We start from the raw sequence: 24922 nt of genomic DNA on the forward strand, positions 1-24922 counted from the left end.
TTACACGGTTTTTTCAGGTAAGAATTTTACAGTATGTCAGACCCGCTTCTCCACACCGGACTGGAAATTTTCTCTGGCATGCTTGTCGGGTTTACATTAGGCCTGATTGGCGGGGGCGGGTCCATTCTGGCTGTGCCGCTCATGGTGTATCTGGTTGGTGTTTCCAACCCGCATGTTGCCATAGGCACCAGTGCATTGGCTGTTGCTATCAATGCACTGGTGGGGCTAGCCCAACACGCCCGCGCCCATACCGTGAAATGGAGATGCGCCGCCATTTTTGCCTCCTGCGGCGTAGCAGGCGCATTTGTAGGGGCAGCCGTTGGCAAAGCGGTGGATGGCAAACGCCTGTTGCTATGCTTTGCCATTCTCATGATTGGGGTAGGTATTCTCATGCTCCGCGGACGGCGCAATCAGGGTTGCCCGGGCGCAAGCTGTAATCGTGATAATGCCGCAAAAGTAGCGGGCTTTGGTTTAGGCACAGGTGTGCTTTCCGGATTTTTTGGTATTGGCGGCGGATTTTTGATTGTGCCGGGCCTAATCGCCTCAACAGGTATGCCTATTCTCAATGCCGTTGGCACATCTCTTGTTGCAGTAGCTGCGTTTGGCCTGAGTACAGCCGCCAGCTACATGATGTCCGGTTATATAGACTGGCAACTTGCAGCCCTGTTTATTGTGGGTGGAGCCGTGGGTAGCGTGGCAGGTACCCGCACCGCCCGCTCCATGGCCCGCTCTACCGGCAGCCTGACAACTTTTTTTGCAGGCGTTATTTTCTGTGTCGCCATTTACATGATCTGGCAGAGCCTTCGCTCTCTTTAGTTATAAAGTCTTATAGTTTATAAGTATCGTTCCTGACAAAAAGGACCATTGGCACTACACCGGACCTGTGACGCAGATTTTTCTGCTCCTTTTTTGTTTACTGATTATGCAGTGCTCCATAGGTGCTAGGTCCTATGAAGTAACTCTGATGAGGTGTGCTTCTGAGCACTCCGCTCCAAACAGCAAAGCACCTCTTCTAGGATTTACTCTGCTTCTGGGCGTACAGGCGGGCCTCTGCCAACGCTGTATGCAGTTGGGGGAAAATGTTTTCTGCTCCCAGAACATCTGAAAGGGCATGCCGGTTCATGTCAGATCTGAGATACGACGAAACCCGACCGAATATCACCCGTATGTGCTGCTGTTGCAGCAGGCTCAAAACATTTCGTACAGCAACAGCCGCTGAATAATCAACATCCGTTATGGCGCTGGCATCAATCACGATACAATGGACGGGTGGATGAGATGTTTCTGCAATAAGCCGTAAATCTTCAACAAAGCGATGACAGTTTGCATAAAACAGATCTGCGCAGAAGCGATAGACCACAATTCCGCTCTCCGGCTGAAGTCCAGCTTTAACAGACTGGGCCTCCATAGCGCCTGTTTGCGTATCTTCTTTCAGAATCATGGTATGAGGCTGATAACTGTGCCGAACATGCCGGAAAAGGGATAGCGCTATAGCGATGAAAATCCCCTGCTCCACCCCCAACCCGACCACCGTTAAAGCCGTGATCATGGCAAGACCGAACTCTCCGGGGCTTTCCCGGCGGATATGCCATAACGTACGCACCTGTATCATGCTTATGGCAACATTGAAGACAATTGCACCCAGAACACAGCGCGGCAGAAATTGCAAAGGTTTTGTAAGAAACAGCAAGACACACACTGTTATGGCGGCAAACACAAGCTGCGCCTTCTGGCTCCGTGCACCAACCCTGACAGCCATGGCGGTTTGTGTCGGGCTACCATTAACGGCAAAAGCACCACTGAGGGCAGCAACGGCGTTGGCAGCACTCAGGCCGAGAATATCTGCGTTCTCATCAACAGTTTCATTAAACTGATCAGCCATGGCACGTGAGGTTGCAGCACTTTGCGCAATCATCACAAACACGCAGGATGTAGCCACGGGCAGGAGGGCCAGCATGTCATCCCACCCCACCCAAGGGATATTCAAAACAGGCAGCCCCCCCTCAACCGGGCCCACGACAGAAAGCCCATGTACCTGAAAACGGTAAAACCAGCTTGCACAAATACTGCTGCCTACCACCAGCAAAGCCCAAGGCTTATGAGGGAGAAAACGGTTACCCAGAAACAGGCTCATACTAACCAGGGCAGAGAGCAGGAAAGCCTGTGGCACTGCATGAGGAAGCGCCTGCAAAAATTCCCATACCTGATAGAGTGGTTGATGCGTATGTGCGCTCAGGCCCAGCATATCAAAAAGCATGACAAGCCCTACCTGAATACCAACCCCAGCCATGAACCCCACCAGCACAGTGCGGGACAGAAAATCAGCCAGAAACCCAAGCCGGAATAAGCGCGCCACTAACAAAAAGCCTGCGCATAGCAACGCAACCATACTGACAAGCGCCCTGTAATGCACAGAACCTGGCTCAGCCATTTGAGAAAGTGCGCTTGAAAGAATAGCCGCCGTTGCGGAATCTGCCGCCACGACCAGATGGCGGGATGAACCAAATGCCGCAAAGGCCACAAGTGGCAGCAGCAGCGTATAAAGCCCCGTAACAGCCGGCATACCCGCAATACGAGCATATCCCAGTACTTGCGGAATGTTCATGGAAGCCAGAGAAAGACCCGCAACCCCATCACGCACCCACCCACGCAGGCCATCTGCTGTTTTAAACCGACTGCGCCATTGCTTTAGTGCGGGCCACCACATCTCACAGCATCCTCATGCTTTTCTGTTACATGAAAGGCTGTTTGAAAAATCTGTCACTTTTTCCAGAGATCGCTTTCATGCTTCTCTTCGTAACTGACTTTCCAAATAGCCTTCAGAATGCTTGTGCCTTTATTCCGCGCGTTCGTCACCTTCCATGAGGTTCATCATGCTCTTTGTGTTAGGCAGCCTTGTTTGGTCTCAGGCCTTATTCCCGTGGACACTCACAAAAAAACGGAGCCCAACGGAAAGCACCTCTAAAATAGAATGCGTCCCCTCAGAACTCCGTTTCCGACCAGAAGGGAGAAAGAAAACCCTTTCTCCTTTCTCTAAAATCAGCGACTTAACGGGTTTGGGTGGTGTATTTGTCCGAGCGTTCCTTATGGCAGGCGGCAGGTAGCACGCCAGTGAGGGCTCTGACTGCGGCCTCACGCGATAGGCCACTTTGCTCTGCCAGCTTTTCAATAACGTGAACTGGCAGAAGCTTTGTTACCACGTCTTCCGTAGTTGCATCCGGGCGGCGTTCCTGATCCCACTGGGCAAGCTGCTCATTCAGACCATGAATTTGCGCATTCTGGCGCAGTTCGTGCTCGCCACTATTTCCGTTATGCTCCAGATACTGCACCAGTGCCGAAAACAGGCCCGATGTATCCGTGGTTGCCGCAGTAAGGGTATCTGCGGCTTTGGTGAAAACTGAGTTCAATTGTTCCGTTGCTGAGGCGGTCATATCGTTCCTCCTTGAAAGGTGGACGGACAGTCTGCCAACAGACACTCTGATAGGAGCTTGGGCAGAACCCGGCATGTCCGCCGGGTGGTCCGTTTCATAGCGGTTCAGTGTTTCCAACGACCGGCATCCACATCTGTTGCATCGTTTTTTATCAATCCAGCTCAAAAAATTTCCGTAACATACGGAAGATAGTGTCATTATCTGAATAATTCTGAAAATCTCTTACATGAAAATAACCTGTCCCCGCCGCTGCAAGGCTGAGTGCCGTAGCAAAACTAATTCCCCTGTGGAGCCGGTAACAATGGCCTTCAGGCCAGACAGATCAAACTGCATGGCAGCCACCACAAGCCTATTCCGCAGCCGCTGCGCCCTGATACCGAAAACGAGCCGTTGCAGCCTCACAGCCATATGCGCTTGCCAACGCCCCAGCCTGCACGGAAAGTTCATTTACGGCTTTGATAATATAATCCACCTTGGCATCATCCATCAGCACACTGAAGTTCAGGCGCACCCAGCCGGGTTTTTCAAGTTCCTGCCCAGCCTGAATGGCCTGCTGCAAAAGGCGGGACTGTTCCTGATCAATTCCCAAAACCCTGTGGGCGTATGGGCCGGCACACGCACACCCACCACGCGCCTGAATACCGTACACATCAGACAACATGCGGGTGAACAACTGGTGGTGCACGCGTCGTCCTGCATCATCTTTCACACAAAATGAGAAAATAGGCAGATGTTCTCTTGCGTGCAGGTTCCCCAATAGTTGCAAATGCGGGTTGGCCTGCCAGCTTTCATAGGCGTGCTGATACAAAGCCGCATTACGGTGCGTCATATATTCGCCGCCAATGGCCTCTTTTACCAAAAAGCAGAGTGCGGCCCGAATATCCCCCACACTATCTGGTGTGCCCGCCTCTTCCCGCGCAACAATGCTCCCTGAATACGCGTGCCCCCAAGGAGAGACAAACCGCACAGTTCCCCCACCGGGCAATGAGGGGCATGATGCCTCCACTACAGCCTCGCGCACGATCAGCACGCCGGACGCACCCGGCCCGCCAATAAATTTGTGGCACGAGACCACAACGGCGTCTTTCTCGCACGGCGTGCCTGCCTTCATTTCTATGGGCATATAGGGGCCGGCCCCGGCATAATCCCATACGGCTCTGGCACCGTAACGTTTCAGAATTTCCGTAACAGCGTCAACATCTGTTACAATACCCGTCACATTGGATGCCGCTGAAAACGCGCCTATTGTCAGGCGTTGTGGGTCTGCCTTGGCCAGACAGGCCTCAAGCTGTTGTAAATCTGGTCCGCCCTCGGGCGCTTCCTGAATTTCCACCAGTTCGGCACCGCTTTCCCGCCATGGCAGAATATTGGAATGGTGTTCATATGGGCCCAGAAGAACCAGCGGCTTCTCTCCTGCCTTTACCGCCTGTGTCACCCCCAGCAGATGCACAAGACGGTTCAACCCGGCCGTAGCACCATTCCCCGCAAAGATGGTGGCATATCCGTGCTCGGCCCCACACAACCGCGCAATGGTCTGGCGGGCCGCCAGACGCAGACGGTTCATCACCTGCCCGCAGAAAGAGGCCTCTGTATGGCTGTTAGCGTAGTAGGGCAAAACATCTGTCGCGATGGTTTTTTCAATGCACCCCAGTGCCCGACCTGATGCCACATAATCGGCATAGACCAGAGACTTGACGCCAAACGGGCCGGCGATCGGCAGGCCATCCCCAATCACATCCTCTTCCAAACGGGCCATCACATCTCGCCCACGCAGGTTTTCGGCAAAACGGGTAAAAAGAGATTCTGGGCCAGCCATCATAATGCTTTCTCTGCTTTTTGCTCGGGGATACAGCAGCATCAGAATAGAATGTGCTGGATCAGAAAAATTCACCTTTCTCATGCTTGATGCCGCGCAGAACCGATCATATGATCGCATATGGACCAGAAACTAGATCATCTTGATCGCGCCCTGTTGCGCCTGCTCCAGCAGGATGCCTCGCTTTCCCAACGGGATCTGGCGGAGCGGGTGGGAATGTCTCAAAACGCCTGCTGGCGGCGGTTGCAGCACCTACGCGTAACGGGCGTTCTGCAAGGCGAGACTGCGCGCATCAACCGGGCCGCTACGGAACTGGGGCTGACTGTGTTTGTGCTGATCAAAACGCGCCACCACGCCCAAAGCTGGCTGGAAGATTTTAAGAAAATTGTTCTCTCCATTCCCAATATTATCGATTTTTACAGAATTGCCGGGGAATATGATTACATGCTGAAAATTGCAGCCCGGGACATGAATGCGTTTGACGCCATTTACCGCAAGATCATTGAAAAAATAGATATTGATACCGTGACATCCTACATGGCTATGGAAGCTATTGCCGATAACCGCCCCCTCCCCCTGTAAGTGTTTCTCTCTTTTTAAACTTACCTTGATAGAACAGGATATATCTTATGACAGTGACCCTCTACCATAACCCGGCCTGTAGCACCTCCCGCACTGTATTGGGCATGATACAGGACGCCGGGATAACACCGGAGATTGTGCTTTATCTGAAAACGCCCCCCAGCCGGGACAAGCTGAAAGAATTGGTCAAGCAGACGGGTCTGACGCCACGCGGTCTGCTCCGCCAGAAAGGCGCTTTGTATGAAGACCTTGGGCTGGCGCGTGAGGATGTATCAGATGACGCCATTCTGGATGCCATGACAGCCCACCCTGAACTGATCAACCGGCCGATTGTTGTCACCCCACTTGGGGCGCGTCTGTGCCGCCCGAAAGAACTGGTATTTGAAGTCCTACCCACAGCCTGAACGAGTCTTCTAGAAACGGTTATCCAGAAAATGTTCAGAGCAGCTTTCTGGTTGTCAGGTCTGGTTCAAAGGAGGTGCGAGCGTATAATCGGCCCGCACATAAGCTCCCCTTCCGCTTGGCTTTAAAAAATGCGGCACAAAAAAGGGCAGAATCCCCACCCGGATTCTGCCCTTTCCTGAAAAACCCTTTTCTTAAAGACGACTCAGTATTCCACCACGGTACGAATACTTTCGCCCTTCGCCATCATATCGAAGCCCTCGTTAATCCGTTCCAGAGGCAATTTGTGGGTGATTAGATCATCAATATTGATCTTGTGCTCCATGTACCAATCTACAATTTTGGGCACATCCGTGCGGCCACGCGCTCCACCAAAGGCAGACCCGATCCACCGCCGACCAGTAACAAGCTGGAAAGGCCGCGTGCTGATTTCCTGTCCGGCCGCCGCTACCCCAATAATGGTGGAAACACCCCAGCCGCGATGGGCGCATTCCAACGCCTGACGCATCAGCGTGGGGTTGCCAACGCATTCAAACGTGTAGTCCGCGCCGCCGTCCGTCAGTTCAATCAGGTGACCCACAACATCACCATTCGGGCCAAGATCTTTCGGGTTTACAAAGTCTGTCATGCCGAACTTGCGGGCAATGGCTTCGCGGTCCGGGTTGATGTCTACACCAATGATGCGGTCCGCCCCCACCATTTTGGCTCCCTGAATCACATTCAGCCCAATACCGCCAAGCCCGAAGACCACCACGGTTGAACCCGGTTCCACCTTGGCGGTAAACAACACCGCCCCAATGCCAGTGGTGACACCACAGCCGATATAGCAGACCTTATCAAACGGAGCGTCTGGCCGGATCCTGGCCAGCGCGATTTCCGGCAGAACGGTGTAATGCGCAAAGGTGGAACAGCCCATGTAATGATGGATCGGCTGTCCCTTGAAGGAAAAGCGGGATGTGCCGTCCGGCATCAGGCCCTTCCCCTGTGTGGACCGAATGGCCGTGCACAGGTTGGTTTTACGGGACAGACAGGATTTACATTCCCGGCATTCGGGCGTGTAGAGCGGAATAACATGATCACCCGGCTTGAGGTGCCTTACCCCGGCCCCAACCTCGCGCACAATACCAGCGCCTTCATGGCCCAGAATGGCGGGAAACAGACCTTCCGGGTCTGCGCCGGATAGGGTGTATTTATCCGTATGGCACAGGCCTGTTGCCTTGATTTCCACCAGAACTTCACCCGCCTGCGGGCCTTCCAGTTGAACCGTCTCAATTTCCAGAGGCTTACCCGCCTCAAACGCAACCGCCGCTCTTACATCCATGCTGCATCCTCCCTTTGATCTCCCCCCCTTTACCAAAGACAGGGCAAAGCGTCATATCGCGCTGCCGTTATCAGCGCTCCATACGGTGGCAGAACCAGAAGCGAGTAGTTTACAAACGAACAGAATACCAGAGAATGCCACAGGAAGCTGGCTACCATGCTGTGTCCCTTGCCACATGGTTCTGACAGAAAGATTTCCGCATGAAGCATTATTCCGCTGCCCAAACGCGCGCCCTCCTGCCTTACTCCGCCTTGGTGGACGCTCTGGCCCGCACGGTTCAGGACTATGCCGAAGGGGCAATTCGCTGCCCTGAACGGCTGAGTGTTCCCGCTCCCGAAGGCTCGGCGTTGTTAATGACCATGCCTACCGCCAGCAAGGATCTTCTGGTTACCAAAATACTCACCATCTGCCCGAACAACACTGGCACGGACCGCCCCACCATTCAGGGAGTTGTCAACTGTGCAGATGCCGCAACCGGCACGTTTCTGTTTGCACTGGACGGCCCTACGGTCACCATGCGGCGGACGTCTGCCATCAGTCTGTTGGGCATCAAGCTGCTGGCACGTGGGCCGGTCAAACGGGTGTTGATGATTGGTACGGGCGCTCAGGCCATTGCCCATGTTGAGGCATTGGCGGCGCTCTACCCCCATGCCTGCGTAACCGTGCGGGGCCGTTCCGTAGAACGGGCTGAAAAATTCTGCCAGCAGCACAGCACGCCCTCTTTCAGGCTTGCCCCGGAACAGGCTGATGAGGAACCGTTTGATGTTGTCCTGACGCTGACATCCAGCACCACTGTTCTCTATGACGCCCCAGCCGCGCCGCACTGTCTGGTCATAGGTGTGGGTGCTTACAAACCGGAGATGATTGAGGTTGGCCCCCAGATTGTACACAACAGCCTGCTCTATGTAGATGACCCTGTAGGTGCCCCAACCGAGGCTGGGGATCTGATTCAGGCTGGCATCAACTGGCAGAATGTCCGCCCTCTGGCTGCGGCGCTTACAGGCGAGGTTCCTGCAGGCCAACCGATCTTTTTCAAATCAGTCGGGTGTGCCGCATGGGATCTGGCAGCATGCCGCGTTGTGGCAACCCAGCAGTAAAAGGAGGCTCAGGCAGGAGAAAACCTTCTTTTTCAAGCGGATTCCGGCAGGCAAGCGCAAGATTATACGGCTTTGTCCTTGAGATACCCCTGCGCTCGCCCTAATATGCGCCGAATTGGAAGCAGGCTGCTTCCTTGTACGATGACAATGTAAAAAAGGTGCCTGTGAATGGAGTGGACCGAGGAAACAATCTCCCGGCTCAAAGAGCTCTGGGCGGAAGGTCTTTCAACGGCAGAAATAGGCCGTCGGCTCTCCATCACTAAAAACGCGGTGGTGGGCAAAGCACACCGGCTGGGGCTGCCCCCCCGCCCGTCACCCATCCGGCGTGGTGTCAAGAAGCCGGAAGCTGAAAGCGTTGCCAAACCTGACGGAGCAACTGCTGCGGCCCCGGCTACGTCTCCCGCACCCACAACCAAGGTGGAGGCACCGGACACGGTTACGGAATCTACACAGGTTGTACCCAAACCCGCACCTGCAGCAACACCGGCTCCCACACCTGTGGCGGCAGCCCCTGCGGCGGCTGTTCAGCCCAAAGTTGCCAAGGTTGAAAAACCGGCTCCGCGTGCGCCAGCAAAACCCAAGCCGGTTCCGCAGCGTATTTCAGACCCTGATCCACAAAAGCGGCGTGGACCGTCCTGCTGTTGGCCTATTGGTGATCCGGGAACACCGGGTTTCCATTTTTGTGGGGCTGTGCCGCTTCCGGGCAAACCTTACTGTGCTGAACACGCACAGATTGCATACGTTAAACTACGCGACCGGCGCGATAACGTCGCCTGATCTTTCGAGAGCCTCATGCTCCCTGGCGCTTCCCGCATGACACATGGGATAGCGCCCCCTCACCTACCGGATCAGCAATCAGGCAGGTGAGGGCGTGGTCTTTTCAGACCTCTCAGCTTTCTGCGCTGGCGCTCTTTTCTGGCGCGGAGACAGAAGGCTTGGATGCTGCATCATCGCTCAGCATTTCAAGCTGACCAGTAATCTGACCACCATCTTCCACTTTCAGGCGGCGGCAGGCGGCTTTGCCCAGCAGGCGGCCAGTTGCGCGCAGCGTCAGGCTGCCGCGGGCTGTCAGAGACCCATCAACCGTACCGGCGATCTCTGCGTTTTCCACTTCCACACCACCGCGGAACAGGCCACCAGGCATGACGCTCAGTTCCTTGGCGGTGATCATGCTGGATTCAACGGTGCCTTCAACCACCAGACGTTCAGCATCCTGCACAGTGCCCTGAACGCTGATGCCGCGACCAACCACAAGGGTTCTCTGTTCGGGCACGTCTTTTTTAGGCTGTACCTGCTGCGGCAGACCGCGGGCGGCAGCACCCGGAATGGGAGGCACGGAAGAACCGGGGGAAAGCGGGGAACCGGGAGGAAGTGGCGCACGACCCATAGGGGTCTCCTTTGCTGTATCAGGACGGGAAGCCGGAGCCGCACCGCTGCCGGAAGCAGGTGTGGGTGAACCGGCTGGAGAAGTGGGAGGAAAAATGGTACCAAACGCACTGGTCGGACGTGCCTTGTCAGACGAACTGGCATTCTGACCCGCGCCGGGTGCTGCTGGTTTGGTTTCTTCAGGTTTGCGTCTTCTGAACAAGAACACCCCCGCCATGCTGGCTGCCATTTTATGACAGCGGTTTTACTGATCGTGTAACTGCCCGCATCGATCCGTCTAGCTGGCATTCCAAATTGTTATACAGCCGACAGGCCGAGCGGCAAGCATCCCTTAAGGCTTCCTGTTGCCCTTTTTATGGCAGCGGGCTACCGAAAAAGCCGACTCATTCATTTTTTTCAGGAAAACACACACGCTCATGACCGTTTCTGAAACGAAATACGACATTCTGGGCATTGGCAATGCCATTACGGACATCCTTGCCAATGTTGAACCTTCCTTTCTGCAACAGCAAGGTCTGACACCGGGCAGCATGACGCTGATTGACGTGGACCGTGCAAATGCTCTGACAGCCACGCTGAAAACGGAACGTGTTATGGGCGGAGGCTCGGCTGCCAATACCTGTGTGGTCGCCGCCCAGTTTGGCGCACGCGTTGCCTATCTGGGTAAAGTGGCGCGGGACCAGGCGGGAGATACGTTTGCGCAGGATCTGCGTGAAAACGGCATTACATTTCCTTCCGCGCCGCTGGATGGCCATACTTACGAAAACCTGCCGACGGCACGCTGCATTGTGATGGTAACGCCTGATGGGCAGCGCACCATGGCAACCTACCTTGGCGCCTGCACTTACTTCACACCCGATGACGTCATTCAGGAAGCCATTGCAGCCTCCAGCATTGTGTATCTTGAAGGGTATCTATTTGATCCGCCCCATGCGCAGGAAGCCTTCCGCCGCGCCGCAACCCTCGCCCACCAGAATGGCCGTCAGGTTGCGCTCACTCTTTCTGATCCGTTCTGCGTTGGCCGCCACCGTCAAGCTTTTCTGGATCTGCTGCGCGGGCACATTGATATTCTCTTCGCCAACGAAGATGAAATCTGCGCTCTGTATGAAACGGAAGATTTTGATACAGCCGCCCGCCACACCGAGCAGGACACAACCTTCGCCGCCCTGACACGCTCCGGCCTTGGCAGCGTGATCATTCATGACGGCCAGCGCACCAAAGTTGATCCTGTCCCTACCCAGGTGGTCGATACAACTGGCGCTGGTGATGCCTATGCAGCAGGCTTTCTGGCCGGGCTGACATCTGGGCGGACACTGCCCGAATGTGGCCGATTGGCATCCGTGGCCGCGTCTGAAATCATTTCACACGTCGGCGCGCGCCCGCTCTCCAACATCTGGCAGGAAATGGGTTTCTAAAACCCTTTCCCTTTGGTTCTCAGGGGCTGCTTTTGTGGACAGTCTCTGAGAACAGAGAACGGTTTCACGTCACCAGAACCAGCACCCCAAGAGACTTTTTGAAAAAATCAGAGAGCCTGTTCAACGTATCGACAGGTGACGGCTACTGAAAAATTTCAGACGCTGACAAGCAGGGGGGCTCACAGCGCGCTGCGTTGCCCTGAGAAACGAAAATCCAATACATTCAGTGACAAACGGGGGCACTAGTCCGACTGCTTACACACCATTTGTCGTGTGGCACGTAAGCTGGCCAGCCGCCCACGGACGCCAACTGTAAAACCAATTTTGGGTCTTCACCAAGCTGGCCTGACAGCACGGAAAGACCGTTTAAGGCGTTCTTTACTTCGCTGAAGACTCGCACGGAATAAGGTCCACTTTTCCCTTTTTCACGGCCAGAGCAATATCTCCATTGCGCAGGGCCAAAGCAGCATCACCAAACACGCGCTTCCGCCAGCCTGACAGCAAAGGGTTGGGCACGGACGGATCAAGTGCCAGCGCTTCAAGATCATCCATGGATGCCACGAGTTTAGGCGCAACATCATGATCTTCACAGCAGGTGGTCAACAGCACTTTCAGCAAAGCCATAAGAGCAGCGGACGGACGCGGCGCATCCTTGCTTCGGCCTTTTGGCAGGCGGGGCAGTTCTGAATCAGGCAATGCCTGCGCTGCCTTTACCGCTTCCAATAGCCCCTGACCGGTTCGGCCTTCAGCCAACCCACGCGAAATACCCCTGACACGCGCCAGAGCGTCCACCGTAGCAGGTGCGGTTGCCGCAATTTCCAGTAGGCTTTCATCTTTCAGCAAACGCTGACGTGGTACGTTTACGCGTTGGGCTTCCCGCTCACGAAGCGCCGCCACGGCCCGGAGAATACCAAGCATCCGCCGGTTACCAGTACGGGCACGCAGCCGTTCCCACTGTTTTTCAGGGTCAGCGCGAAATGTCGCAGGGTCAGCCAGTTCTGCCATTTCGGCAGAAACCCATTCCAGCCGCTTTTCCTGCTCCAGCTTTTTCACCAGCCGCTCGTAAACAAGCCGCAGCCACGTGACATCACCGGCTGCGTACGTCAGTTGCGCGGGCGTTAGGGGCCTGACGGACCAGTCCGTAAACCGGTGACTTTTATCAATGGCGTGGCCTGTCAGGGAGCCTACAAGGCTGTCATACCCCACCTGATCTCCATAACCTGCCACCATGGCAGCCACCTGTGTATCAAACACAGGCGTTGGCAAGGCATCAAACAGATACAGGAAAATCTCCAGATCCTGCCGTGCAGCGTGGAAAACCTTCAGCACACTTTCATCTGCCAGCAGATCAGCCAGCGGCGCGAGATCAAGCCCTTCCGCCAACGTATCAATCAGGACAACATCATTGGCGCCGCCAATCTGAACCAGACATAATTCCGGCCAATATGTGCGTTCCCGCATGAACTCGGTATCAATGGTCAGAAACCGCTCTTCCCGTAAACGGATGAGTGAGTCTGCCAGATCCTGTGTTGTGGAAACAAGGCGGGGCTGTGGGAAGGAAGGAGCTGAAGATTTGGCCATAAGACCTTCATACACAACCTGAGAAGAAAAAGAAGCAGACCCACGGCTGCCATGCCTGAAAAGCTTGACGAAACGGCTTACAGCTTCGACATCCAGAGCTATCTGAGACACAAGGAAGAGTTCATCATGACCCGCCCAGACGACGGCAGCGCCGCCCTCACCCAGTTGGGACGCCACACCCCCGCCCCCACCAGCCCGGAAGAGGCTGTATTAGAACGTGTGCCTGCCCCTTACCCTGACAAACGCTACCTGGTGCGCTTTACCGCACCGGAATTCACGTCCCTCTGCCCCGTGACGGGCCAGCCTGATTTTGCGCATCTGGTCATTGATTATGTGCCAGATCAGTGGATTGTGGAGAGCAAATCCCTCAAGCTGTTCCTGACCAGCTTCCGAAACCACGGCGCGTTTCACGAAGCCTGCTCTGTGCAGATTGCAACAACACTGGTTGATCTGCTCTCGCCCGTCTGGCTGCGCATCGGGGCCTATTGGTACCCCCGTGGTGGTATTCCCATTGATGTCTTCTGGCAGACAGGCGCACCCCCGGCAGATGTCTGGATTCCCTCGCAGGATGTTCCCACATATCGCGGCCGCGGCTAAATCTGCCCACAGAAGACAATCTGAAATATCCGCAGAGGAAGGACCTGAAAGAAGGAAGGCAGTGGAGAAATTTTATCGCTGAAAGGCACATTTGTGTGCTCGATACCGGTAGTATCTCAGCGATATGTAACACCTTCAGGTGCAGGCCCAGCAGGCCTGCCTGCTTTTGAACCTCTGTCCACCCCTTCTAAAAGAGGCTCACAAAAGGATATCGCGGAAGATCTTTTTGTGAGGCAGCGCGGAGCAGCAGGCACTACTCCCTCATTTTGCTCTCTGGCAAAAAAGTCTGCCCATAAAAAAAAGCCACCTGATAACAAGTGGCTTTTTGTTTGGACTTCAACAGACCCTATTGACCAACATATCAGGCAGAGTGGGAAGAACCTGCTTCAATTTCAGCACGGACCGCCAGGATTTTATCCTGAAGCACGTCCAGCCGGGACATATCACTCTTGTCCGCTTTGTCCCATGCTTCCGTCAGAGCTTCCAACTGGGCAGTTGCGTTATCAATAGAGATTGCGCTTACCGGCTCAGCTTTGTCTGCCAGAATGGTGCAGCGGGTTGCTGTCATGTCAGCAAAGCCACCGCCTACAAAAAAGCGGTCTGTCACCGTATCATTTTCATACAGTGACACAACACCACCACGGAGCAGAAGCATCATAGGGGCATGATCGGGCATGGCGGCAATATCGCCTTCCGCACCCGGCATTACCACCATATCTACTTCACGCGACACCAGAACCTTTTCAGGGCTGATAATCTCGACCTGGATCGGCATGGATGTGCTCCTTCCCGAAATCGGCTATCAGGCCGATTCTCTCAGTTTTTCTGCCTTGGCAACGGCTTCTTCAATGGTGCCAACCATGTAGAAAGCAGCTTCCGGCAGGTCATCATATTCACCGGCACAGATGGCTTTGAAGGAACGAACCGTGTCAGCCACAGAAACCAGCTTGCCCGGTGCGCCTGTGAACACTTCAGCCACGTGGAACGGCTGAGACAGGAAGCGCTGGATGCGGCGAGCACGCGCCACGATCAGCTTATCGTCTTCAGACAGTTCATCCATACCAAGGATGGCGATGATATCCTGCAAGGACTTGTAGGTCTGCAGAATACGCTGCACTTCACGCGCCACGTTATAGTGCTCTTCACCCACAATGGCGGGGTCCAGAGAACGGGACGTGGAATCCAGCGGATCAACAGCCGGGTAGATGCCCATTTCAGCGATGGAACGGTTCAGCACCGTTGTTGCATCCAAGTGGGCAAAGGTTGCTGCGGGAGCCGGATCGGTCAAGTCATCGGCAGGGACATACACGGCCTGAACGGACGTAATGGAGCCCTTTTTGGTGGACGTAATACGTTCCTGCAGCGCACCCATTTCCGTTGCCAGCGTGGGCTGATAACCCACAGCAGACGGAATACGGCCCAGCAGAGCGGACACTTCAGAACCAGCCTGCGTAAAGCGGAAGATGTTATCCACGAAGAAGAGAACGTCCTGGTTTTCTTCGTCACGGAAATATTCAGCCAGCGTCAGACCAGTCAGCGCCACGCGAGCACGTGCACCCGGCGGTTCGTTCATCTGACCGAACACCAGCGCCACTTTGGAGCCATCGGTTGCGTTGTCTTCGCCCAGCTTGATAACGCCAGCGTCCTGCATTTCGTAATACAGGTCGTTCCCTTCACGGGTACGTTCACCAACACCAGCAAACACGGACACACCACCGTGCGCCTTGGCGATATTGTTGATCAGTTCCTGAATGATAACGGTCTTGCCTACACCGGCACCGCCGAACAGACCAACCTTACCACCCTTCAGATACGGGCAGAGCAGATCAACCACCTTGATCCCGGTCATCAGGATTTCAGAGGCAGCAGCCTGTTCTTCAAAAGACGGGGCGTCACGATGGATGGGCGCGCGCCGAGCCGTTTTGATCGGGCCCTTTTCATCAATCGGGTCACCGGTAACGTTCAGGATACGACCAAGCGTTTCCGGGCCAACCGGCACGGAGATCTGAGAGCCGGTGTCCAGCACTTCGGCACCACGCACCAAGCCATCGGTGGTGTCCATGGCAATGCAGCGCACTTCGTGCTCGCCAATTTCCTGGGCCACTTCAAGCACCAGTGTCTGATCACCCAGCTTTACGTGAAGGGCGTTGAGGATTTTCGGCAGTTCACCTTCGAACTGCACATCAACAACCGGCCCTTTGATCTCGGTAATGCGGCCAACAGCATTGGTCTTCGTGGCCGCAGGGGCCTGGGTCTGGGTTGTGGTATCCGACATGGGTCAGCTCCTGCGGGGCAAACGAGCGGGCTCAGACAGCCTGTGCGCCCGAGATGATTTCGATCAGTTCGTTAGTAATGTTTGTCTGGCGGGTCCGGTTATAGACTTTGCTCAGACTGTCAATGGACCGGCCTGCATTCCGCGTGGCGTTGTCCATGGCCGTCATACGGGCTCCGTTCTCGCCTGCCGCTGTTTCCAGCAGCGATGCGTAGATCTGAACCTGCAGATTTTTCGGAAGCAGCATTGCCAGAAGCGTTGCTTCATCCGGTTCAAATTCGTACTGGGCCACGTCACCTGCAGCTTCCGGAGCAGTTGCTGCGGTTGCGGCATCGTCCATCACCAGCGGCACAAGCTGCTGGCAGGCTGGAACCTGCGTCATGGCATTGCGGAACTTGTTATAAACAAGCGTGCAGACATCAATCTCGCCTGCTTCCAGCAGCGCATTAATCTTGTTCCCAAGATCGGTTGCGGCTGAGAACGGCACGTCCTTCCCACTGACGCCACTGACCTTATCAATGATGAGATCACTGTATTCACGCGAGAAATAGTTCAGAGCGCGACGGCCAACAGGCAGCAGCTTGACAGTTTTGCCTTCGGACTGGAGCCGACGGATGGTCTGCTGTGTCAGGCGGTGCACGTTGGCGTTGAAGCCACCGCACAGCCCGCGATCACTGGTGATCGGAATAAGCAGATGGATCTGATCACGCCCTGTTCCGGCCAGAAGGCGTGGACCGCCTTCTTCCCCCTTCGCAGCGCCTGCCAGTTCGGCCAGCATACGGCGCATAGCCGCTGCGTACGGACGGGCAGCTTCAGCACTAGCCTGAGCGCGGCGCAGTTTTGCGGCCGCGACCATTTTCATCGCGCTGGTGATCTTCCGTGTCGACTTGATACTTCCGATCCGGGCGCGGAGTTCCTTGAGGGAAGCCATGAATGCTCCTGCTCCCTCAGCCGAAATTACGGTTGAAGGTGGTCAGATATTCCGTCAGACGCGCTTCGGTATCCTTGGTCAACTGGCGGTCCTTGCCAATGGCTTCAAGAACATCCTTGCCAGCATTCTGCAGGTCACCCAGCAGAGCGCGTTCCCACGCCACAACCTTATCAACGGCGATACCATCAATAAAGCCACGGGTTCCGGCATACAGCACCACAACCTGCTCTTCCACCGTAAGGGGAGAAGACTGCGGCTGCTTCAGCAGTTCCACCAGACGGGCACCACGTGCCAGCTGCTTCTGGGTAGCCGGATCAAGATCTGACGCGAACTGAGAGAACGCTGCCATTTCACGATACTGGGCCAGTTCCAGTTTGATCTTGCCTGCAACCTGCTTCATGGCCTTGATCTGCGCAGCGGAACCAACGCGGGACACAGAGCCACCAACGTTTACGGCCGGGCGGATACCACGGTAGAACAGATCGGTTTCCAGGAAGATCTGACCATCGGTGATGGAAATCACGTTGGTCGGGATGTAAGCGGAAACGTCACCGGCCTGAGTTTCAATCACCGGCAGAGCGGTAAGAGAACCGCCGCCGTGGGCGTCGGACATCTTCGCAGCGCGTTCCAGCAGACGGGAGTGCAGGTAGAACACGTCACCCGGATAGGCTTCACGGCCCGGCGGACGACGCAGCAGCAGAGACATCTGACGGTAAGCCACAGCCTGCTTGGACAGATCATCGTAGCAGATCAGGGCGTGCATGCCGTTGTCACGGAAATATTCGCCCATGGCGCAGGCAGAATACGGTGCCAGATACTGAAGCGGAGCCGGATCAGACGCCGTGGCAGCCACAACGATGGAGTACTGCAGCGCACCCTTTTCTTCCAGCAGACGCACAAGTTGCGCCACTGTAGAACGCTTCTGACCAACCGCTACGTAAATGCAGTAAAGGGACTTCTTGTCGTCGCCTTCATCATTGACGGTCTTCTGCGCCAGAATGGTATCAGTCAGAATGGTTGTTTTACCAGTCTGACGGTCACCAATCACCAGTTCACGCTGACCACGGCCAACGGGCACCAGTGCGTCAATGGCCTTAATGCCGGTCTGCATCGGTTCGCTAACAGACTGACGCGGCATAATGCCGGGAGCCTTGACTTCAGCGCGACGCATTTCAACGTTGGACAGCGGACCCTTGCCGTCGATCGGATTACCCAGACCGTCCACAACGCGGCCCAGCAGGCCTTTGCCGGTGGGCACTTCGACCACCACACCGGAACGGCTGACGGTGTCGCCTTCACGGATGTTGGTGTCATCCCCGAAAATCACGATACCAACGTTATCGCTTTCGAGGTTCAGCGCCATGCCTTTCTGGCCAGCGGACGGGAACTCAACGAGCTCACCCGCCATGACATTCTGCAGGCCGAACACACGGGCAATACCATCCCCTACGGACAGGACAGTGCCGGTTTCGACAACATCGGATTCCTTGTCGAACGAAGCAATCTGCTGCTTGAGGATATCCGAAATCTCTGCGGGACGGATTTCCATCACGCGGCTCCCTTCATGGCGTAATGCAAACGAAACAGGCGGGTCTGAAGACTGGCGTCATAAAGTTTAGCCCCCACACGCACGACGAGACCGCCGAGGAGGGAAGCGTCGACACGCTCACGGATTGTAACGCGGGAATAACCAGCCTCTGCCAGGCGAACCTGAAGCTGGGCGCGCTGCGGTGTGGAAAGGGGCTGGGCGCTTACCACCTCGGCCACCACTTCACCACGGCGCGACGCCGCCAGCGCATCTAGCGAAGCCAGAATGCGCCGCAGCACAGGCAGGCGGCGGTTATCAGCCACAACGCCAACAAAATTTCTGATGATCTGGCTGAATCCCTGCGCTTCAAGAGCTGCCAGAACAGCTTTGCGCGATACGAGGATATCCAGCCGTGTGTCAGCCAGAACAGTGCGCAGCGGCGCGCTTTCATCAATCAGGCGGGCAAGAGCCGCCCCTTCATCAAGCACTGCGTCAAGCTGCTGCTGATCTGCTGCGAGTTCATAAAGCGCAGTTGCATAACGGCCTTCAAGACCGTTGGCAGCAAAAGCAACCGGTTGTGCTGTCGTTACGCCCGAGGCCACCACTTTTTAGGCTCTTTCCTTCTGTGCGCGCCGGCATTCCACGTCATGACTCCGCCTCTGGTCCGTCAGGAACCACAAGCATGCGTCGGCGCGGCCTCTAGCATGCTGAAACACACCACGCAACTGGCAGCTTAACTCTAATTTTAAGATCGGGGCCGTTTTCTGGCTCCCAAGGGATGAAAAACGAATCCTCTCATCTCAAAGCCCGAGAAAAAAGCGGACTGAGCGATGAAGAAATATGGCTCACGTTTTGAGGCACGGAGACCCTATCCGTAATACCGCACACACCTGGCGTCAGAGCCGGCCCACTCTTTCTAGAAAATAAACGACGCGCCCCGAATCCAAAAAACGGCACACCGGAAGGAGCACAAAAACAGCGTGACGTTAGAATTTCATATTTTTGAAAAAAATTTCTGCCCCATATCGCCCACTGGTGAGACGCAAGAAAACTGTTCCATTCTCATGCCGCTTTTAAGAGGGCTGAAATGGCAGTTTTTATAACATGTAGGGGAAAGCTTGGAGCGGACAGAGGGAATCGAACCCTCCTCGGTAGCTTGGAAGGCTACTGCATTACCACTATGCTATGCCCGCACTCCGTGGCGATGCTTTTACGCTAAAATCCGTCTGTCCTGCAAGCCCCCGTTCATGCGGTTTTTTGTGCCTGATCTGCACCATCTTGCAGGTTATCGTCTTCTGCCTCTTGACTTTATCCTCACAACATATTTTGTTCCGCCTCCTGCAAGGGCCGCGCACGGCTGGTCAGGCTGACGGGTTTCCGTTATGCTCGGCCTGTAGTGACGGCAGTCGCATTGCAGGGGTGTAGCTCAATTGGCTAGAGCGCCGGTCTCCAAAACCGGAGGTTGTGGGTTCGAGACCCTCCACCCCTGCCAGTTTATGCTGGCTGGAAAAGTTTGCTGCGCATGCGGCGTTTCCTGACAGAATTGAAGAGTTTTTCAGGCTGCACTGTCTGCCCGCATTGCGTCGGGCCAGTCAGCGGAGAGAGGATGGTTCGTGTCGGTCAGTCCCGGTAAGTTTCTGCGTGATGTGCGTGCCGAGGCCGAACGGGTTACATGGCCCACACGCCGCGCCACTCTCATTACAACAGGTGCCGTTCTTGCCATGGCAGGCATGGCATCGGTGTTCTTTTTCGTCGTTGACCAGTTGATTGGTCTTGGCGTGCGTCAATTGTTCGGACTGGGAGGCTGAGGAAACGACATGGCCAAACGTTGGTACGTGGTCCACGTCTATTCGGGCTTCGAAAAGAAAATTGCGCAGCATATTCGCGAACAGGCTGAGCAGAAGGGTCTGGCAGACCACATTGACGAGATTCTGGTTCCTTCAGAAGAAGTCATTGAAGTGCGCCGCGGCCAGAAAGTTAACGCTGAACGCAAGTTTTTCCCCGGCTATGTGCTGGTGAAAATGGAAATGACGGACGAATCCTGGCATCTGGTCAAGGATACGCCCAAGGTTACGGGGTTTCTGGGCACCAGAAACCGGCCGACTCCCATTTCCGCAGCAGAAGCTGAACGGATTATCAAGCAGACGCAGGAAGGCATTCAGCATCCGCGTTCGGCTGTTACGTTTGAAGTTGGTGAACAGATTCGCGTGGCGGATGGTCCGTTTACCTCCTTCAATGGCGTGATTGAAGAAATTGACGAAGAAAAGGGTCGCCTGAAAGTCAGCGTCTCCATCTTCGGGCGGTCTACGCCGGTGGATCTGGAATATAATCAGGTTGAAAAGCTCTGATTTGGTATTGTTCCAGTTTCTGGATTTCCTGAAAAAGTGGCCCTTGTGGCCACTTTTTTTGTTTTCGGTTCTCCCTTTCTGCCAGCAGGCCATCTGAGCCGCCAAGACTTTACTGCCGGTGCCCGTTTTGAAAACCGATTTTACTGTTCCTGTAAAAGCATAGCTCTATCTTGAAAAACTCAACCGGCAGCTTTCAGATATTTGATACGTTTCCTGAGACAAAGCCGCTGCCCGTCACGCGCTTTTGAGCGCTATAAAGCGGGCCTTGTGTTCCATTTTTCAAAGGTCTTCCATGCCCAGCACCACACCGCCTCCTGCCCGGGGAATGTCCCTTCTCAATGACGCACGCCTTAACAAAGGCACGGCGTTTACAACGGAAGAACGCCGCCTTTATGGTCTGGAAGGTCTCCTGCCAACGCATGTGGAAAGTCTGGACAGGCAGGTGGAGCGGGTGCAGCGGCATCTGGATGCCAAGCCCAATGATCTGGAACGCTATATTTATCTGAGCGGCCTGCGTGACCAGAACGAAACCCTGTTCTTCCGCGTGTTGATGTCCAACCCGGCCAAGTTTGTGCCGATTGTGTACGCCCCCACGCTGGCAACAGTGTGCAAGCAGTTCAGCCACATCTATCGGCGCCCACGTGGCATGTATATCAGCCTGGAAATGAAGGGCCGGATTGAAGAGGTGCTGCGTAACTGGCCGGTCACGGATGTACGCGCCATCTGCGTGACCACCGGCGGCCGCATTCTGGGGTTGGGCGATATCGGCGTAAACGGCATGGGTATCCCCATTGGCAAGCTGCATCTGTACACCGCCTGCGGTGCCGTGCCGCCTGATGTGCTGCTGCCCATTCAGCTTGATATTGGCACGACCAACACGGCGCTTCGCGCTGATCCGCTTTATCTGGGCCTGCGGCGTGAGCCGCCGTCTGAAGAGGTTCTGGATGAATTTGTGGAAGAATTCATTCAGGCGGTGCGCGCCGTGTTCCCGCGCTGCGTGATCCATTTTGAAGACTGGAAAGGCACGGACGCCATCCGGTATCTGGAAAAATATCAGGATCGGATTCGCTGCTATAATGATGACATTCAGGGCACGGCAGCCGTTACGCTGGCCGGGCTGATCACGGCCCTCAAGATCAAGGGCGAATCGCTGACTGGCCAACGCATCCTGTTCCTTGGTGCTGGCTCTTCAGGGCTGGGCACGGCAGACATGCTCGTCTCCGCCATGAAGCTGGAAGGTGTCTCGGAAGAAGATGCCATTTCCCGCATTACGCTGATGGACGTGAACGGACTGCTGGAAACGTCCCGCACGGATCTTTCCCCGCAGCAGGCCCGCTACGCCAAGACCATGCCTGCATCGAAAGATCTGCTGGCGATGGTAAAAACCGTGAAGCCAACGGTTCTGGTTGGGGTTTCAACCGCAGGCGGCGCATTTACGCAGGACGTGGTGGAAGCCATGTCTGCCCTGAATGAACGCCCCGTGATCTTTGCCCTTTCCCTGCCGGGCACCAACGCGGAATGCACGGCCGAGCAGGCTTATACATGGTCCAACGGACGGGCGCTTTTTGCGGCTGGCATCCAGTTCCCGGAAGTCACGCTGAACGACAAGACGTTCTACCCCGGTCAGGCCAACAATTTTTATATTTTCCCCGCGCTGGCGCTGGCAGTCTACGCAACCTGCCCGGACGTGATTACCAACGAAATGGTCATTGAAGCTGCCCGCGCTCTGGCGGATCAGGTCAGCCCCATTTCTCAGGAACGTGGACGGTTGTTCCCACCGCAGAGCGATATTCTGGAAGTGTCCATCACCTCCGCAGCCCGTATTGCGGAGTTCATTTTTGAAAAAGGGGCCGCCACGGTGGACCGCCCAACAGATATCCGGGCATGGATTGAAAGCCTGACCTATTCTCCGCGTTACGCGGAATTCTAAGGGCTTTCAGGCGTCACACCTCCATTGCCTGAGACACAAGAAAGGCCGATTCCCTGAAAGGGGAACCGGCCTTTTTCTTGCTTCAACGGGTACCACGCCCTCCGGCTCCAGATGAAGAGACAGCCGGTGATCACATTTAAGACAGGTCACCCCGCCGCTTAGCCCTGAGGCTGAAAACCAAACACCTGGCCATAAAATGCCAGCTCTTCCTCCCACGCCTTGCGAATGGTGCTTTCCTGCCGAAAGCCGTGCCCCTCGCAGGGAAATTCGTGCAAAATGCAGGGTGTGCCTGCTGCCTTCAGGGCATCGGCCATGGCGTATGCCTGAGCAGGGGGAACCACCTGATCTTCCGCACCCTGCAACAGCAGAACGGGGGCCCGGATGCGCGCCGCCACGGAAAGAGGAGAGCGCGCCAGATAGACCGATTCGGCCTCTGGCCACGGCCCAATCAGTCCATCCAGATAGCGTGCTTCAAATTTATGGGTCTCCTGCGCCAGTGCCCGCAGGTCTGTCACGCCATACAGGCTGACCCCGGCGGCAAAGAGAGACGAGGATGCCAGCGCCACCAACACCGTCATGCCACCAGCACTGGAACCCCGGATCGCGATTCGGGCCGGATCAATCCGTCCGGTTTTGACCATATGCTGGCAGGCGGCAATGCAGTCCGCCACATCCACCACGCCCCAGGCCCCTTTCAGGCGCTCGCGCCACTGCCTGCCGAACCCTGTGGAGCCACCATAGTTCACATCCAGCACGGCAAAGCCACGGGATGTCCACCACTGCACCTTGAAAGACAGTCCTTCCTGCGCGCGGGCGGTAGGACCACCATGCACCAGCACAATCATGGGGGGGCGCTCCCCTTCTGGTACACGGGCAGCACTGTTGGCTGGTGGATAGAAAAAGGCATGGCCCAGTGGTTCGCCTCCTTCCTCAACCGGGAAACGAATTGTTTCGGGCCGGGAAATATCATCCGAAGAAAGGGTGAGAGCCGCAGAATGCTGAAGAACCTGCTGCACGCCGTTCTGCCCCGTGCCCACAACGACCGTTGGCAAGGCGTCTGATGGTGCTTCAAGCCATGCAAAGTGGCCATTGGTCAAAGGCACAGGGCATTGTTCAGGATGCGCGGCAAAGGGTGTCACTGTGCCCTCGCGGCTCACGCACAAACAATGTGTAACCCCTTCCCGCACAGCCAGAACCAGGGTGCTCCCCTGCGGCAGAGGCTGATAGCTGCGCTGGCCGAATACCCATGCCGGCTGACCGATTTCGCCCTCCGGCATGGGGAGCAGCGTCAATCCAGAAAGGGGTGCATCCACCTGTTGCGCCGAATTGTGCAATGACTGAGCCGACGGCTCTACCTGCCAGACGGTCCAACTGCCTGACCGATCAGAAATAACCAGCAACCGTCCATCGTCTGCCCAGCGTGGTTCGAGAATCGATTCGGCCTGTGTTTCTCCGGCTAGAACACGCCGATCCTCAAGCGCCCGAATCTGTCCCTGCGCATCGCGCACAACACGGGCAAGACAGAGGCGCGTGGCATCCCACGGCATATTGGGGTGATCCCACTCGATCCACGCCAGAAACGCGCCATCAGGAGAAAGTGCCGGAGAAGAAAGAAAATCTGGCCCCGTATAAAGCACGGCCCCTTTCCCCACAGGATCGGAACCAACGGGAACAGCAACAAGAGCCGCCTTTGGCTCCCCTTGTATGCGATGATCTTCCCGCACGGCCAGCACCGTATGGCCTGCCTGATCAAATCGGAGGTCCGCATAACGTAGCCCCTCCCCCGGTGCCAGACAGACAGGAGTGGCATCTTCGGCAAGCAGGCCCCATAAGCCACCTGTTCGCTTATCAGAGAAGACAACCTGCCCGTTCCGGACGGCATATGCCCCGCCCCCATATTCATGCACCCGTGTTGCGACATCACACTCAGGCGGCAGAACCTCCTGACTTCCGGAGACCTCACACCACCGCATAAGGACTGTGCGCCCCTTTTCCGAGGGCCGCCGCTCCAGCCAGTACACCACGGTCCCATCAACACTGACTTCAGAAAGCGTGCGTGTTTTCCCTGCCACCAGATCTACCGTGACACGGGAGGGCCAGGTGCCACAGGGCAATGGCTGCTTGCTGCTCTCCTTTTTAGCAACGCTGGAAACTTCGGCAGAGATAGGCGCATCAGGCATCAGGGACTCCTTGACCAGAAAACAATAACGCACGCGCCCAACGCAACCCGGCGCATGCAGATGCTCTTTTCACCATGATAGGGTTTTTCCCTCATATCTCCAGCG

The 24922-nt window shown here is 55.8% G+C and carries 23 protein-coding genes and 2 tRNA genes; 11 read left to right on the plus strand and 14 right to left on the minus strand.

The genetic code is table 11. The features are described from left to right. Window positions 1–33 precede the first annotated feature (33 nt). A complete protein-coding gene (locus tag QWU00_RS06710; RefSeq protein WP_035380608.1) occupies window positions 34–816 on the plus strand; it encodes a sulfite exporter TauE/SafE family protein in 783 nt (260 codons plus the stop codon). A gap of 196 nt (window positions 817–1012) precedes the next feature. On the opposite strand, the gene QWU00_RS06715 is transcribed toward QWU00_RS06710, so the two are convergent. From QWU00_RS06715 to QWU00_RS06730, 4 genes are all read right to left on the minus strand, one after another. Continuing rightward, on the minus strand, window positions 1013–2707 hold the full coding sequence (locus QWU00_RS06715; RefSeq protein WP_035380610.1) for a SulP family inorganic anion transporter: 1695 nt from the start codon (window positions 2705–2707) through the stop codon (window positions 1013–1015). A 340-nt stretch (window positions 2708–3047) separates the two neighbouring features. Then, entirely contained in the window at window positions 3048–3431 is a 384-nt protein-coding gene (locus QWU00_RS06720) for a YidB family protein (protein WP_045541284.1), read from the minus strand. A gap of 222 nt (window positions 3432–3653) precedes the next feature. Continuing rightward, complete coding sequence (locus QWU00_RS06725) at window positions 3654–3776, minus strand: hypothetical protein (protein ID WP_262411365.1); 123 nt, start codon at window positions 3774–3776, stop codon at window positions 3654–3656. Between the two features lie 4 nt (window positions 3777–3780). Continuing rightward, entirely contained in the window at window positions 3781–5250 is a 1470-nt protein-coding gene (locus tag QWU00_RS06730; protein ID WP_035380705.1) for an aminotransferase class V-fold PLP-dependent enzyme, read from the minus strand. 117 nt (window positions 5251–5367) lie between these two features. Between QWU00_RS06730 and QWU00_RS06735 the strand changes: the two genes are divergently transcribed. Together QWU00_RS06735 and arsC are read left to right on the plus strand one after the other, a co-directional pair. Next, window positions 5368–5829, plus strand: coding sequence for an Lrp/AsnC family transcriptional regulator (locus tag QWU00_RS06735; protein ID WP_035380612.1), 462 nt, complete (start codon window positions 5368–5370; stop codon window positions 5827–5829). Window positions 5830–5876: 47 nt separating this feature from the next. Beyond that, window positions 5877–6233, plus strand: a complete 357-nt coding sequence (arsC, locus tag QWU00_RS06740; protein WP_035380614.1) for an arsenate reductase (glutaredoxin) — start codon at window positions 5877–5879, stop codon at window positions 6231–6233. A 203-nt stretch (window positions 6234–6436) separates the two neighbouring features. Here the strand turns inward: arsC and QWU00_RS06745 are convergent, their stop codons facing one another. After that, window positions 6437–7552, minus strand: coding sequence for an S-(hydroxymethyl)glutathione dehydrogenase/class III alcohol dehydrogenase (locus QWU00_RS06745; RefSeq protein WP_035380616.1), 1116 nt, complete (start codon window positions 7550–7552; stop codon window positions 6437–6439). A 200-nt stretch (window positions 7553–7752) separates the two neighbouring features. On the opposite strand from QWU00_RS06745, the gene QWU00_RS06750 reads away from it, so the two are divergent. Both QWU00_RS06750 and QWU00_RS06755 read left to right on the plus strand, forming a co-directional pair. Then, window positions 7753–8649, plus strand: coding sequence for a delta(1)-pyrroline-2-carboxylate reductase family protein (locus tag QWU00_RS06750; protein WP_035380617.1), 897 nt, complete (start codon window positions 7753–7755; stop codon window positions 8647–8649). Between the two features lie 168 nt (window positions 8650–8817). Further along, window positions 8818–9426, plus strand: coding sequence for a GcrA family cell cycle regulator (locus QWU00_RS06755; RefSeq protein ID WP_035380618.1), 609 nt, complete (start codon window positions 8818–8820; stop codon window positions 9424–9426). A 112-nt stretch (window positions 9427–9538) separates the two neighbouring features. Here the strand turns inward: QWU00_RS06755 and QWU00_RS06760 are convergent, their stop codons facing one another. Continuing rightward, a complete protein-coding gene (locus tag QWU00_RS06760) occupies window positions 9539–10252 on the minus strand; it encodes a bactofilin family protein (protein ID WP_227004943.1) in 714 nt (237 codons plus the stop codon). 199 nt (window positions 10253–10451) lie between these two features. On the opposite strand from QWU00_RS06760, the gene QWU00_RS06765 reads away from it, so the two are divergent. Next, a complete protein-coding gene (locus tag QWU00_RS06765; protein ID WP_035380620.1) occupies window positions 10452–11450 on the plus strand; it encodes an adenosine kinase in 999 nt (332 codons plus the stop codon). A 378-nt stretch (window positions 11451–11828) separates the two neighbouring features. Here the strand turns inward: QWU00_RS06765 and rnd are convergent, their stop codons facing one another. Next, window positions 11829–13031 carry a ribonuclease D gene (rnd, locus tag QWU00_RS06770; protein ID WP_035380707.1) on the minus strand — a complete coding sequence of 401 codons (1203 nt, stop codon included), beginning with the start codon at window positions 13029–13031 and terminating at the stop codon, window positions 11829–11831. Window positions 13032–13157: 126 nt separating this feature from the next. Between rnd and queF the strand changes: the two genes are divergently transcribed. Next, window positions 13158–13628, plus strand: a complete 471-nt coding sequence (queF, locus tag QWU00_RS06775) for a preQ(1) synthase (protein ID WP_006557420.1) — start codon at window positions 13158–13160, stop codon at window positions 13626–13628. A gap of 361 nt (window positions 13629–13989) precedes the next feature. Here the strand turns inward: queF and atpC are convergent, their stop codons facing one another. From atpC to QWU00_RS06805, 6 genes are all read right to left on the minus strand, one after another. After that, window positions 13990–14403, minus strand: a complete 414-nt coding sequence (gene atpC, locus QWU00_RS06780) for an ATP synthase F1 subunit epsilon (RefSeq protein ID WP_006557419.1) — start codon at window positions 14401–14403, stop codon at window positions 13990–13992. A 27-nt stretch (window positions 14404–14430) separates the two neighbouring features. Next, a complete protein-coding gene (gene atpD, locus QWU00_RS06785) occupies window positions 14431–15903 on the minus strand; it encodes a F0F1 ATP synthase subunit beta (RefSeq protein ID WP_006557418.1) in 1473 nt (490 codons plus the stop codon). Between the two features lie 31 nt (window positions 15904–15934). Beyond that, window positions 15935–16831 carry a F0F1 ATP synthase subunit gamma gene (locus tag QWU00_RS06790; protein WP_035380622.1) on the minus strand — a complete coding sequence of 299 codons (897 nt, stop codon included), beginning with the start codon at window positions 16829–16831 and terminating at the stop codon, window positions 15935–15937. A 16-nt stretch (window positions 16832–16847) separates the two neighbouring features. Next, entirely contained in the window at window positions 16848–18380 is a 1533-nt protein-coding gene (gene atpA, locus QWU00_RS06795; protein WP_035380624.1) for a F0F1 ATP synthase subunit alpha, read from the minus strand. Then, window positions 18380–18964, minus strand: a complete 585-nt coding sequence (gene atpH, locus QWU00_RS06800; RefSeq protein WP_006557415.1) for an ATP synthase F1 subunit delta — start codon at window positions 18962–18964, stop codon at window positions 18380–18382. The genes atpA and atpH overlap by 1 nt, the downstream gene beginning before the upstream one ends. 514 nt (window positions 18965–19478) lie before the next feature. Continuing rightward, window positions 19479–19552, minus strand: a tRNA-Gly gene (locus tag QWU00_RS06805). A 222-nt stretch (window positions 19553–19774) separates the two neighbouring features. On the opposite strand from QWU00_RS06805, the gene QWU00_RS06810 reads away from it, so the two are divergent. From QWU00_RS06810 to QWU00_RS06825, 4 genes are all read left to right on the plus strand, one after another. Next, a tRNA-Trp gene (locus tag QWU00_RS06810) sits at window positions 19775–19851 on the plus strand. Window positions 19852–19972: 121 nt separating this feature from the next. After that, complete coding sequence (gene secE, locus QWU00_RS06815; RefSeq protein WP_006557412.1) at window positions 19973–20167, plus strand: preprotein translocase subunit SecE; 195 nt, start codon at window positions 19973–19975, stop codon at window positions 20165–20167. A gap of 9 nt (window positions 20168–20176) precedes the next feature. Next, a complete protein-coding gene (gene nusG, locus QWU00_RS06820) occupies window positions 20177–20707 on the plus strand; it encodes a transcription termination/antitermination protein NusG (protein WP_006557411.1) in 531 nt (176 codons plus the stop codon). A 292-nt stretch (window positions 20708–20999) separates the two neighbouring features. Continuing rightward, the gene (locus tag QWU00_RS06825; RefSeq protein WP_035380626.1) at window positions 21000–22637 is read left to right on the plus strand and encodes an NAD-dependent malic enzyme; all 1638 of its coding nucleotides are present in this window, start codon (window positions 21000–21002) and stop codon (window positions 22635–22637) included. A gap of 158 nt (window positions 22638–22795) precedes the next feature. On the opposite strand, the gene QWU00_RS06830 is transcribed toward QWU00_RS06825, so the two are convergent. After that, the gene (locus QWU00_RS06830) at window positions 22796–24817 is read right to left on the minus strand and encodes a S9 family peptidase (RefSeq protein WP_222941904.1); all 2022 of its coding nucleotides are present in this window, start codon (window positions 24815–24817) and stop codon (window positions 22796–22798) included. Between the last annotated feature and the right edge of the window lie 105 nt (window positions 24818–24922).

Origin of the sequence: Acetobacter tropicalis (assembly GCF_030644465.1) — a bacterium.
Lineage (GTDB): Bacteria > Pseudomonadota > Alphaproteobacteria > Acetobacterales > Acetobacteraceae > Acetobacter > Acetobacter tropicalis.